Annotated in this window: 10 protein-coding genes and 2 tRNA genes; 6 read left to right on the forward strand and 6 right to left on the reverse strand. The window is 66.0% G+C overall.

Annotated features, from left to right (window positions below):
- The coding region (locus tag OGL92_RS17865) for a GNAT family protein (RefSeq protein WP_263146286.1) at positions 1–369 on the reverse strand (369 nt) is incomplete at its 3' end.
- A gap of 276 nt (positions 370–645) precedes the next feature.
- Positions 646–1,560, reverse strand: coding sequence for a LysR substrate-binding domain-containing protein (locus tag OGL92_RS17870; RefSeq protein ID WP_263146171.1), 915 nt, complete (start codon positions 1,558–1,560; stop codon positions 646–648).
- Positions 1,561–1,664: 104 nt separating this feature from the next.
- Between OGL92_RS17870 and OGL92_RS17875 the strand changes: the two genes are divergently transcribed.
- Both OGL92_RS17875 and OGL92_RS17880 read left to right on the forward strand, forming a co-directional pair.
- Positions 1,665–2,591: a DMT family transporter gene (locus tag OGL92_RS17875; protein ID WP_263146289.1), complete on the forward strand. Its 927-nt coding sequence runs from the start codon at positions 1,665–1,667 to the stop codon at positions 2,589–2,591.
- Positions 2,592–3,153: 562 nt separating this feature from the next.
- Positions 3,154–3,429, forward strand: coding sequence for a hypothetical protein (locus OGL92_RS17880; RefSeq protein WP_263146174.1), 276 nt, complete (start codon positions 3,154–3,156; stop codon positions 3,427–3,429).
- A 178-nt stretch (positions 3,430–3,607) separates the two neighbouring features.
- Here the strand turns inward: OGL92_RS17880 and OGL92_RS17885 are convergent.
- A tRNA-Asn gene (locus OGL92_RS17885) sits at positions 3,608–3,683 on the reverse strand.
- Between the two features lie 68 nt (positions 3,684–3,751).
- Positions 3,752–4,948 carry an amino acid aminotransferase gene (locus tag OGL92_RS17890; protein WP_263146176.1) on the reverse strand — a complete coding sequence of 399 codons (1,197 nt, stop codon included), beginning with the start codon at positions 4,946–4,948 and terminating at the stop codon, positions 3,752–3,754.
- Positions 4,949–5,134: 186 nt separating this feature from the next.
- Between OGL92_RS17890 and uvrB the strand changes: the two genes are divergently transcribed.
- Positions 5,135–7,144: an excinuclease ABC subunit UvrB gene (gene uvrB / locus OGL92_RS17895; protein WP_263146177.1), complete on the forward strand. Its 2,010-nt coding sequence runs from the start codon at positions 5,135–5,137 to the stop codon at positions 7,142–7,144.
- A gap of 48 nt (positions 7,145–7,192) precedes the next feature.
- Here uvrB and OGL92_RS17900 read toward each other — a convergent pair whose 3' ends face one another.
- Entirely contained in the window at positions 7,193–8,683 is a 1,491-nt protein-coding gene (locus OGL92_RS17900) for an MDR family MFS transporter (RefSeq protein ID WP_263146291.1), read from the reverse strand.
- Between the two features lie 59 nt (positions 8,684–8,742).
- On the reverse strand, positions 8,743–9,780 hold the full coding sequence (locus OGL92_RS17905; protein ID WP_263146178.1) for an HlyD family secretion protein: 1,038 nt from the start codon (positions 9,778–9,780) through the stop codon (positions 8,743–8,745).
- A gap of 104 nt (positions 9,781–9,884) precedes the next feature.
- Here OGL92_RS17905 and OGL92_RS17910 point away from each other — a divergent pair, with 104 nt between their 5' ends.
- The 3 genes from OGL92_RS17910 (at position 9,885) to OGL92_RS17920 (ending at position 12,567) form a co-directional block, all read left to right on the forward strand.
- Positions 9,885–10,805, forward strand: coding sequence for a LysR family transcriptional regulator (locus OGL92_RS17910; protein WP_263146180.1), 921 nt, complete (start codon positions 9,885–9,887; stop codon positions 10,803–10,805).
- 59 nt (positions 10,806–10,864) lie between these two features.
- Positions 10,865–12,346: a glutamate--tRNA ligase gene (gene gltX, locus OGL92_RS17915; RefSeq protein WP_263146181.1), complete on the forward strand. Its 1,482-nt coding sequence runs from the start codon at positions 10,865–10,867 to the stop codon at positions 12,344–12,346.
- Positions 12,347–12,491: 145 nt separating this feature from the next.
- Positions 12,492–12,567 (forward strand) — tRNA-Ala (locus OGL92_RS17920).
- Positions 12,568–12,602 lie beyond the last annotated feature (35 nt).

A 12,602-nucleotide genomic window follows, 5' to 3' on the forward strand; every position in this document is an offset into this window, starting at 1 on the left:
ATCCCACATCGCCCGTGTCAGGCGATAGACCAGCAGGGGCGGCGGATTGTCGGGATCGCCGCTCCGCGCGTGCCGCTGGAAGCCGACCTTTTCCAGCACCCGCTGCGAGGCCAGGTGGTTTTCCCGCACCAGGGCGGTGAGCCTGTCCAGCCGAGCGCTGCCTTCCGGTCGCGCCGAAGCCGAAGGCGAGCGCACACCGGCGAAATCGGTGGCGTAGCCGCGTCCCCAGGCCTCCAGGGAGAAGTGATAGCCCGGGTTGTCGATGGACTCGCCGTGGAAGTCGCGAACCCGGATGCCGCCGAAACCGGTGAGGCGGTCGGGGTCGTCCCGGGTGGCATTGCCAGTAGCCGGAGCCGTGAGTCTGCCAATGCGCCACCCGGTCGGTCATGACCGACGCCACGTAGGCGAGGTCGGGAAAAGGGCCTTCCGGGTTGAGGCGGTTGGTTGCCGGGTCGCCGTAGATTCGCAGCAGCTCCCCGGTATCGGTGTGGGCGGCAGGGTGCAAGACGAGCCGCTCCGAACTCACTTGCATGTTGGCCTCGACGACTCAAGCAGGCGTGGGTCGGGATGAGGCGGTCGTCTCCAACCGCCGAGATCGGCCCGACCAGACGCTTCCGCCGGTGCGGCAAGCCGACCCCGCGGCCTTCAATCGGCCGGTGGCCACGCGGCGCCCTTGGACAGGTGCGCCACCAGTTGCCTGGCGTGGGACGACAGGCGCTCCCAGTCCCGGATACACAACCGCAGTTCCCGCGTCGCCCAGGCGTCCTCCAGGGGCACGATGCTCACCGGCAGTTCGTGGGCATGACGCAGCGCCGCGGCCTCGGGCAGCATGGCGATCCCGGCATTCTGTGCCACCAGTTGGGCGATTGCGTCGAAGCTCGGGGCCCTTACCCGGACCTTCAGCGGCACTCCGTTGTTGAGGGCCGTCTCTTCGATGAAGCGCTGCATGGCCCGTTCCGGCTGCAGGCAGACGAAGGAAAAGCCCAGGGCATCGCGTATGTTCGCCGTCTGCCGCTGGGTCAGGGGATGCCGATGCGGTACCAGCAGGACCAGCTTGTCGTCGCGGAACGGCAGGGAGATCAGTCCTTCCGTGGGCAGGTTGCCGTCGTAGACGCCGATCTCCGCCTCGCCAGCCTGTACGGCCCTGAGGATGTCGCGACTCTTCTGCTCTTCCAACTGCAGGTCGATTTCCGGGTAGTCCATCAGGAACGGCCCCAGAGCCGACGGCAAGAAGGTGCTGTTGGCGACCGTCGTGGCGGCGAGCCGCAGGACGATCCGTTGGCGCCCCGCCAGTTCCTTCACCCCCTGCCGGAGCTTTTCCGCCTCCCCCAGGATCGCCAGGGCCTGGTCGATGACCAGGCGGCCGGCAGGGGTCAGGGTCATGCCCTCCGGGGAGCGGCCGAACAGTGTGAGCCCGCAGCGTTTTTCGAAGAGCCGCAACCGGTTGCTGGCGGCGGAGACCGCGACGGGGAAGGTCGCCGCCGCCTTGCTCAGGCTGCCGGTGGTGGCGATGGCCACGATCAGGCGCAGGTCGATCAGATCGAAGTACAGGGCATTCACCTGGGGAGAAAGCAGTGTGCTGAAAAAAGCGATACGGCTGGAGGGAGGGTTCCACGCAGAATAAAGCCTCCTGCCCCTGTCCTGGAAGCTGTCCCTTGAAGTCCCTGCCCCTGTTGTACCGGCAAAGCGTGGATGACGGCCGTTTCTATGCGGTGCTGTCCGCGGCGGGTTTCAGCCTGAAAGCCATTTTCGTCAAGCTCGGCTATGCCGCCGGCCCGGTGGATGCGGTGACCCTGCTGGCGCTGCGCATGGGCCTCGCCCTGCCATTGTTCCTCGGTCTGCTCTACCTGAGCCGACAGGACGGCGAGGCGCCCCTGGACACCGGCAGCCTGCTGAAGATCCTGATGCTGGGGGCGTTCGGCTACTACCTTTCGAGCCTGTTCGATTTCTACGGGCTGGAATACATCAGCGCCGGCTTGGAGCGCCTCATCCTGTTTTCCTACCCGACTCTGGTCCTGGCGTTCCAGGCCGTCCTGCTCCGCCAGTGGCCGGCATCCCGGACGCTGCAGGCGATGGGCATCTGCTACCTGGGGCTGGGCGTGGCCTTCCTGCACGACGTGGGTTTTTCCGGCGGCGGCGACTACGTGTTCAAGGGCGCCGCCTGGGTCTTCGCCAGCGCGGTCACCTACGCCTTCTACTACATCGGCACGGGAGCGATGGTGGAGCGGGTCGGCTCGATGCGCCTGGCGGGGCTGGCCGGCAGCGCATCGGCGTTCTTCGTGCTCGGCCACTATGGCCTGACGGCCGAGGGCAGGAGCCTGGCGGACCTGGGCGGGTCGGTCTGGCTCTATGCGGCATTGATGGCGTTGTTTTCCACCGTGCTGCCGGTGTACTGGATGGCGCTGGCCATCCAACGCATGGGGGCGGCCCACGCGGCGACCATCGGCAACCTCGGCCCGGTCCTCACCCTGTTCGCGTCCTGGGCGATCCTCGGCGAGCAGGTGTCGCCGTACCAGGTGGGCGGGCTGGCCCTGGTGCTGTTCGGGATCTCCCGGATCAAGCCCGCGGCGCCGAAGAACGTCGGCCGGTAGCGCACCGGGCCGTCCTTCGGCGCCGTGGTCACCGGCCGGAGGCGGACGCCAGCCGACGGGCGAGCCCGAGGAAAACCGCGCTCTTCACCACCAGGCCGGTGGCATTCAGGAGGGTGGCCAGCAGCAGGATCTGGGTGGCGACGGAGTTGCGTCGTGGGTCGACGAACCGTGGAACAGCGCGAGCACGACAGCGCCCTCTTCGGGTTGAGCGGGTTGCTCAGGAGGCCCAGGGTGAAGATCGGCAGGAGCGGGGTGGCGCTCGATCTCGCCTCGGCTGCCAGGGCCGGGCTCTTCGTGATGAAGGCTTTCCAGGCCAGGACCGCCAGGTATTCCGCACCGGCGAAGCGCACGACGTCGTATGCATAAGCATGGCGATGAACAGCTGGGAAAGGCCCAGGGCGGCGGCCAGCGCATGGCAAAAGGTGCCCGCCCGAATGCCGGCCAGGCATATGAAGCCGGAGCGCGACCCTGGCTCAGGGCCAAGGGATTGGCCTTGGGGGCGTGGCCGTTCCGGGTGGGTGTGCTTAAATCGCCGCCACGTTAGGCTGCGCTGAGAAAGGGCATGTTGGAACTCGAGGAACCTTCCCGTGAGACGATGCTGGAGCCCGAGCTGTCGGTAGACCCGCAAGGCATCGTCAGGCTGGCTTTCCCGCACTTGGGGCTGACCCTCGAGGCCCCGGCCAGGCAGATCCGGATCGCGGTGGACACGGTGAGGAGGCTGCGTCCGATGCGGGTATCCACCGCCGCCCTTGAGGGCCCGCTCTGGGACGTCCTGCTCTCGTTCGACAAGGCCAACGAGTTGCGCCGGCTCATCGGCCAGGACGAAGCGCGCTCGTAGGAGGGAACAGGTTGGGATACGCGGTGACATGGGGCGCGGCTGCCATCGCGGCGGGAAAGGGGCGAGGCGAGTCGCTTGCCTGGCCGGAATTCCATCGACGACCGGTAAGGAACAGCCGATGCGCTGGACGAGTGCGCAAAAAAAAAGCCCTGCATCGCTGCAGGGCTTTCGTTTTATCTGGCTCCGCGACCTGGACTCGAACCAGGGACCCAATGATTAACAGTCATTTGCTCTACCGACTGAGCTATCGCGGAACAACGACGCGTATCCTACTGATTAGGAAGGGGAAGTCAATACCTTGGCCATGACTTCCCCAATCTTTTCAGAGGACCGCGACGATGGCGTCGGTGACCCGTTGCAGGTTGTCGCGATTGAGCGCGGCCACGCAGATGCGCCCGGTGCTCACGGCATAAATGCCGAACTCGCTGCGCAGGCGTTCCACCTGGGCGGCGTCCAGGCCCGAGTAACTGAACATACCGCGTTGCCGGGCGACGAAACCGAAGTCCCGCTTGGCGCCTTGGGCGGCCAGGCGCTCGACCATGGCCAGGCGCATGTCCCGGATACGCTCGCGCATCTCGCCCAGTTCCTGTTCCCAGAGGGCGCGCAGTTCCGGGCTGTTGAGCACGTTGGCGACCACGCCGGCGCCATGGGTCGGCGGGTTGGAGTAGTTGGTGCGGATCACCCGCTTGAGTTGCGAGAGCACCCGGGCGCTTTCGTCGCGGGAGGCGGTGACCAGGGAGAGGGCGCCGACCCGCTCGCCGTACAGCGAGAAGGATTTCGAGAAGGAACTGCTGACGAAGAACGACAGGCCCGATTCGGCGAACAGACGAACCGCTTCGGCGTCCTGCTCGATGCCGTCGCCGAAGCCCTGGTAGGCGATGTCCAGGAAGGGCAGATGGTCGCGTTCGCGGACGACGTTCAGTACCGCTTTCCAGTCGTCCGGGGTCAGGTCCACCCCGGTGGGGTTGTGGCAGCAGGCATGCAAGACCACGATGGAGCCGCTCGGCAGCGCGCGCAGGTCGTCCAGCAGACCTGAACGGTTTACCCCATGGCTAGTCGCATCATAGTAGCTGTAGTTGCGTACCTCGAAGCCCGCCGCCTCGAACAGCGCACGGTGGTTTTCCCAGCTGGGATCGCTGATCGCCACCACCGCATCGGGACGCAGGCGCTTGAGGAAGTCCGCGCCGATCTTCAGGGCGCCGGTGCCGCCAAGGGCCTGGGTGGTGATTACCCGGCCGGCCTCGATGAGCGGCGATCGGTCGCCGAACAGCAGTTTCTGCACCGCTTGGTCATAGGCCGGGATACCGTCGATCGGCAGGTAGCCCCGCGGCGAGTGAGCCGCAACCCGCGCCTGCTCGGCTTGCGCCACGGCGCGCAGCAGGGGAATCCGTCCTTGCTCGTTGCAGTAGACGCCCACGCCCAGGTTGACCTTGTCCGTACGGGGGTCGGCGTTGAACGCTTCGTTGAGACCGAGAATGGGGTCGCGCGGGGCCATCTCTACAGCGGAAAACAGGCTCATGTGCGGCAGGCTCTGGGGATGGAGGTGTGGGCGGGGCAGCCCCCGTCACGAGGCGATTGGGGGTTGCATGAACGGGTCGCTATTATAGCGGCCAGGGTTGTATGCGGCGATAACGCGTGCATGCTTTTTCGCCAGCTTTGACGCGGGGTTCGCCGCCGCGTCACTGCCGTCTGTCGAGGGTCCGTCATGTCCGAGTTTCAACTCGTCACCCGCTTTGAACCCGCCGGCGACCAGCCGGAAGCCATCCGCCAGATGGTCGAGGGGTTGGAGGCCGGTCTTTCCCACCAGACCCTGCTGGGGGTCACCGGCTCCGGCAAGACCTTCAGCATCGCCAACGTGATCGCCCGAGTGCAGCGTCCGACGCTGGTGCTGGCGCCCAACAAGACGCTCGCCGCGCAGTTGTACGGCGAATTCAAGACCTTCTTCCCGAACAACGCGGTCGAGTACTTCGTTTCCTATTACGACTACTACCAGCCCGAAGCCTACGTGCCGTCCTCGGATACCTATATCGAGAAGGACTCGTCGATCAACGATCACATCGAGCAGATGCGCCTGTCCGCCACCAAGGCGCTGCTGGAACGCTCCGACGCGATCATCGTCACCACGGTGTCCTGCATCTATGGTCTGGGCAGCCCGGAGACCTACCTGCGGATGGTGCTCCACGTCGACCGTGGCGACAAACTCAACCAGCGCGAACTGCTGCGTCGTCTCACCGATCTGCAGTACACCCGCAACGACATGGATTTCGCCCGGGCCACCTTCCGCGTGCGCGGCGACGTGATCGACGTGTTTCCCGCGGAATCCGACCTCGAGGCGATCCGCGTCGAGCTGTTCGACGACGAGGTGGAGAGCCTGTCGGCCTTCGATCCGCTCACCGGCGAGGTGATCCGCAAGCTGCCGCGCTTCACCTTCTTCCCCAAGACCCACTACGCCACGCCGCGGGAAACGCTGCTCGACGCGGTGGAGAAGATCAAGGTCGAGCTCAAGGACCGCCTGGACTACCTGCGCGCGCAGAACAAACTGGTGGAGGCGCAGCGCCTGGAACAGCGCACCCGTTTCGACCTGGAGATGATCCTCGAGCTGGGCTACTGCAACGGCATCGAAAACTACTCCCGCTACCTGTCCGGGCGCCTGCCCGGCGAAGCGCCGCCGACCCTCTACGATTACCTGCCGGCCAACGCGTTGCTGGTGATCGACGAGTCCCACGTGTCGGTGCCCCAGGTGGGCGCGATGTTCAAGGGCGACCGCTCGCGCAAGGAAACCCTGGTCGAATACGGCTTCCGCCTGCCTTCGGCGCTGGACAACCGGCCGCTGCGCTTCGAGGAGTGGGAGGCGATCAGCCCGCAGACCATCTTCGTTTCCGCCACCCCCGGTCCCTACGAGGCGGATCACGCCGGCCGGGTGATCGAGCAGGTGGTGCGCCCCACCGGCCTGGTCGACCCCGAGATCGAGATCCGTCCGGCCACCACCCAGGTGGACGACCTGCTCTCGGAGATTCGCAAGCGCGTGGCCCTCGAGGAACGGGTGCTGGTCACTACCCTGACCAAGCGCATGGCCGAGGATCTCACCGACTACCTGGCGGACCACGACGTCCGGGTGCGCTACCTGCACTCCGACATCGATACCGTCGAACGCGTGGAGATCATCCGCGACCTGCGCAGCGGCACCTTCGACGTGCTGGTGGGGATCAACCTGCTGCGCGAGGGCCTGGACATGCCCGAGGTGTCGCTGGTGGCCGTGCTGGATGCGGACAAGGAGGGTTTCCTGCGCTCCGAGCGTTCGCTGATCCAGACTATCGGCCGCGCGGCGCGCAACCTCAACGGCCGGGCGATCCTCTATGCCGACCGTATGACTGGCTCGATGCAGCGGGCCATCGACGAGACCGACCGCCGCCGGGAGAAACAGGTGGCCTTCAACCTGGCCCACGGCATCGTGCCGAAAGGCGTGAAGAAGGACATCACCGACATCCTCGAGGGCGCGGTGCCGGGGGCCCGCGGCAAGCGCCGCGGCGTCGCCAAGGTGGCCGAAGAGAGCGGCCATTACGAGGTGGAGCTGCGTTCCCCCAGCGAGATCACCAAGCGCATCCGCCAGCTGGAGGAGAAGATGCTGCAACTGGCCCGCGACCTGGAGTTCGAGGCGGCGGCGCAAACCCGCGACGAAATCCAGAAGCTGCGCGAGCGGCTCTTGCAGGTGTAGCGCCGGTCGGGCGGCGGATTTGGAGAGGCGCCCAGGAACCGGCGCCGCTCAGTGCGCCGCGCCGCCGGTGGTGCCGCTGGGCAGGCTACGGGTCAGGAGTACGGCGAGCATGCTGATGGCCAGGGCCAAGCCGACGAAATGGAAGGCGTCGTTGTAGGCCATGATCGCCGCCTGCTGATGCACGATTTCGCTGAGCTTGCCCAGGGCCGCCTGCTCGCTGCCGAGCCGCGCGGTGAGCTGGGTCAGGCGTTCCGTCGCCTCCGCGTTGGTGGGCACCACCGCCTCGCGCAAGTAATCGAAATAGGTTTTGGCGCGGGCGTCCAGCAGGGTCGCCAGCAGGGCGATGCCGATGGCTCCGCCGAGGTTGCGCAGGATGTTGAACAGGCTGGAGGCCGAGCCGGCATCCTGCGGGCGGATGTAGGCCGTGGCGATCAGCGAGATGGTCACCATCACCATCGGCTGGCCGATGGCGCGGATCACCTGGATATGGCTGAACTGCGGCCCGGCGAAGTCCAGGTTGAGCACCCCGGAGGCGAAGCTGGACAAGCCGAACAGGAAGAAGCCGAAGGCGCAGAGCAGCTTCGGCGCGACGAACTTCATCAGCTTGGGCACCAGCGGGATCAGGAATAACTGCGGAATGCCCATCCACATGATCACCTCGCCGATCTGCATGGCGTTGTAGTTCTGGATCTGCGCCAGGTACAGCGGCAACAGGTAGATCGAACCGTACAGGCCGATGCCCATGCCCACGCTGGCGATGCTGCTGAGGCCGAAGTTGCGCTCGCGCAGCACACCCAGGTTGATCAGCGGGTGCGGCCGCGACAACTGCAGGATGACGAACAGGATCAGGCTCACCAGGGCGGTGGAGCCGAGCCCGACGATCAGGTCGGATTCCAGCCAGTCTTTGCGGTGGCCTTCCTCGAGGAACACCTGCAGGCAGCCCAGCCCGACGCCCAGGGTGAGGATGCCGGCGTAGTCGGTGGTTTTCAGCAACTCCCAGTGGGGGGGCTTCTTTTCCAGCCCATAGAGCAGGCCCGCGATCATCACCAGCCCGGGCGGAACGTTGATGTAGAAGATGTATTCCCAGCCGAAGTTTTCCGTCAGCCAGCCGCCCAGGGCCGGGCCGATGGAAGGGGCGAAGGTGGCGGTGATGGCGAACAGCGCCATGCCCTTGGCGCGGTGATGGTCCGGCAGCTTGATCAGCGTGAGGGTGAACGCCAGGGGGATCAGCGCGCCGCCGGTGAAGCCTTGCAGGGCCCGGAACAGGATCATGCTTTCGAGGCTCCAGGCGAAGGAGCAGAGCAGCGACGCGGCGAGGAACCCCAAGGACACCCAGAGCGCCAGGCGCCGCGCGGAAAGCAGCTGCACCAGCCAGGCGGTGAGCGGGATCATGATGATTTCCGCCACCAGGTAGGAAGTGGAAATCCACGAGCCTTCTTCCAGGGTCGCCGACAGCGCGCCCTGGATGTCCTTGAGCGAGGAGTTGGTGATCTGGATGTCCAGCACCGCCATGAAGGCGCCGAGCATCGCGCTCATCACCGCGATCCAGTCGCGCCGGCTGGGCTCGCCGGTGGGGCGGATCAGGGCATCGCCGGCCACTAGCGGTCGGTTCCGACGGAGACGTCGACCTGCACCGACATGCCGGGGCGGATCCTGCCGCGCAGCGGGTTATCCGGCGCGAAGGTGAGCTTCACCGGGATGCGCTGCACCACCTTGGTGAAGTTGCCGGTGGCGTTGTCCGGCGGCAGCAGGCTGAACTGCGCGCCGGAGGCGGCGAACAGGCTTTCCACCCGGCCTTCGATGGGCGTGTCGGGGAAGCTGTCGAAGCGCAGTTCGGCCTGCTGCCCCGGCTGCATGCGGCCGATCTGGGTTTCCTTGAAATTGGCCTGGATCCAGATGTCCTGGTCCGGCACCAGCGCCATCAGGTAGGCACCCACTGATACGTACTGGCCGTTGCGCGCGGCGCGCTGGCCGACCAGGCCGCTGATGGGTGCGCGGATTTCCGTGCGGCCGAGGTTGAGGCGGGCCTGGGCCAGCTCGGCGCGGGCGTTGGCGATCTGCGCGTCCAGCCGCTTGAGTTCGGCGTTGAGCGCGGCGACCTGTTGCCGCTGGGCCTTGAGGTCGGCTTCGGCCTTGGCCACCTGCGAGCGCGCCACGTGGCTGTCGGCGGACAGGGTGGTGACCCGCTCTTCGGATACGTAGCCGGGCTTGCGCAAGGCTTGCGCGCGATTCAGGTCGATCTGGGTGCGGCCGAGGTTGGCCTGGCTGGCGGCGACCTGCGCTTCGCCGGCGGCGATCAGGCTGGCCTGTTCGGCGAGCTTGCTTTCCGCCTGCACTCGCTCCGCCTCGCGACTGGCCAGCGCGGCGCTGGCGCGCTGCAGGGCCAGGTCGAAATCGTCGGGCTCCAGGCGCAGCAGCAGGTCGCCTTTCTCCACGTGCTGGTTGTCGGCAACCAAGACTTCGAGGATACGTGCGTTCACCTGGCTGGACACGCGGGTGATCTCGCCCTGCACGTAGGCGTTGTCGGTGCTCTCGTGAAAGCGCCCGACCAAGTACCAGTGCAGGAAAAAGCCTCCGGCGACCACCGCCAGCAAGACCAGGAAGATGAACAGGCGACGTTTGAGAGTGGCGAGCATGGACGGCTTAAATGGCAGGGAAAAGTGTAAACGAATCTAACAGCGTTCCGTCGTAGCATATAGACGGTACGATTCATAAACTTTGTTGCTCCTGAGGAACAATGATGGGCCTGGACGATGCGCTGATCTTTACGCGAGTGGTGGAGTACCACAGCTTCACCCAGGCCGCGCAAAGCCTCGGCATGCAGAAGTCCACCGTGAGCCGGCGCATCGCGCTGCTCGAGGAACGTCTCGGCGTGCGCCTGCTCAACCGCACCACGCGCAAGCTGCGCCTGACCGAAGTGGGGCAGGCCTACTACGAGCGTTGCCGGCAGATCATGCTGGATTTCGCCGAGGCCGAGCAGGCGGTCATGCAATTGCAGCAAGAGCCTTCCGGGCTATTGCGGATCACCGCCCCCATCGAGTTCGGCCAGTTGTTCCTCGGCGGCGTGCTGGGGGATTTCATCCGCCAGTACCCGCAGATCACCGCCGAAGTGGAGATCACCTCGCGCAACGTCGATCCGGTGGAGGAGGGCATCGATATCGCGATCATCGTCGGCCAGCCGCAGGATTCCACGCTGATCGCCCGCAAGCTGTTCGAAAGCCGGCGGCGCCTGTATGCCAGCCCCGCCTACCTGATCGCCCGCGGCACGCCCCAGGTCGCGGACGACCTCTCGGCGCACCGCGCCGTGCTGCTGCCGCAGGATTCGCCTCGCCATTGGCCGTTGCTGGGGGAAAGCGTGCCCTGCCTGCGCGCCTTGTCCTGCAACAACATCACCTTCGCCCGCGAGGCGGTGATCGCCGGGGCCGGAATCGCCGGCCTGCCGGTGATGATCAGTGACGCGGCGGTGCGCCGGGGCGCGCTGGTGGAGCTGTTGCCCCAGACCCGGCTGCCGATCGGCGAGCTCTACGCGGTGTACCCGTCGCGGCGCTTCCAGGCGATGAAGGTGAAGACCTTCCTCGATTTCCTGATGAACAGCCTGCCGATCCCGGACGGGGGGCCGCTGGAGCCGGCCGCCACGCGCCTGTTAACATCGCTGCACTGAAATCCCCACCGCCTTCGTCCTGCGCCGCGGTCCGCCGCAGCCCCTGTTCCGAGAAGCCCATGACCACCGTACGTACCCGTATCGCGCCGTCGCCCACCGGCGATCCCCACGTCGGCACCGCTTACATCGCCCTGTTCAACCTGTGTTTCGCCCGCCAGCACGGCGGCCAGTTCATCCTGCGCATCGAGGACACCGACCAGGTACGCTCCACCCGCGAGTCCGAGCAGCAGATCTTCGACGCCCTGCGCTGGCTCGGCATCGAGTGGGACGAGGGTCCCGACGTCGGCGGCCCCCATGGCCCCTATCGGCAGAGCGAGCGCGGCGACATCTACAAGCGTTACGCCGCGGAACTGGTGGAAAAGGGCCATGCCTTCTATTGCTTCTGCACCCCCGAAGAGCTCGACCAGATGCGCGCGGAGCAGACCGCCCGCGGCGAGACGCCGCGCTACGACGGGCGCGGGCTGAACCTGAGCGCCGACGAGGTGCAGCGTCGCCTGGCCGCCGGCGAGCCCCACGTGATCCGCATGAAGGTTCCCAGCGAAGGCATCTGCGTGGTCCCGGACATGCTCCGTGGGGACGTGGAGATCCCCTGGGACCGCATGGACATGCAGGTGCTGATGAAGGCCGACGGCCTGCCCACCTACTTCCTCGCCAACGTGGTCGACGACCACCTGATGGGCATCACCCACGTCCTGCGCGGCGAAGAGTGGCTGCCGTCCGCGCCCAAGCTGATCAAGCTGTACGAGTACTTCGGTTGGGAGCAGCCCAAGCTCTGCTACATGCCGCTGCTGCGCAACCCGGACAAGAGCAAGCTTTCCAAGCGCAAGAACCCCACCTCGATCACCTTCTACGAGCGCATGGGCTACCTGCCGGAAGCCATGCTCAACTACCTGGGCCGCATGGGCTGGTCGATGCCCGACGAGCGCGAGAAGTTTTCCCTGGCGGACATGATCGAACATTTCGACCTGTCGCGGATTTCCCTCGGCGGCCCCATCTTCGACCTGGACAAGCTGTCCTGGCTCAATGGCCAGTGGATTCGCGAACTGCCGGTGGAGCGTTTCGCCGCCGACGTGCAGAAGTGGGCCTTGAACCCGGACTACCTGATGAAGATCGCGCCGTTGGTCCAGGGGCGGATCGAGACGTTCAGCCAGATCGCTCCGCTGGCCGGGTTCTTCTTCGCCGGCGCCCTGCCGCTGGACGCGGCGCTGTTCGAGCACAAGAAGCTCGATTCCACCCAGGTCCGGCAGGTCATGCAATTGCTGCTGTGGAAACTGGAAGCTCTGCGCCAATGGGATAAGGAGCGCATCACCGGCTGCATCCAGGCGGTGGCCGAGCACCTGCAGCTCAAGCTGCGCGACCTGATGCCGCTGACGTTCGCCGCGATCACCGGGCAGGCCAGCTCGGTCTCGGTCCTGGACGCCATGGAGATCCTCGGGCCGGATCTCACCCGCTTTCGCCTGCGCCAGGCCCTCGAAGTGCTCGGCGGGGTCTCGAAGAAAGAAACCAAGGAGTGGGAAAAACTGCTCGCTGCCCTGGGCTGAGCGTCGGGCGGGCTGGGGCGGCTCGCCCGTTCGGCTGCCTGGGTCGGGGATAAGTGGTTGTTCTGCCAGCGAAAGAATCCGCCATGCAGCGAAATTTTTTGTTGACAGGTCGGAGGGGCGCCCATAATATGCGCCCCGTCCTGATGGGGCTATAGCTCAGCTGGGAGAGCGCTTGCATGGCATGCAAGAGGTCGACGGTTCGATCCCGTCTAGCTCCACCACTCTTTCTTCGGTGAGAGTGCCACGGTCGACCCCA

The organism is Pseudomonas sp. RIT-PI-AD (assembly GCF_025642785.1).
GTDB lineage: Bacteria > Pseudomonadota > Gammaproteobacteria > Pseudomonadales > Pseudomonadaceae > Pseudomonas_T.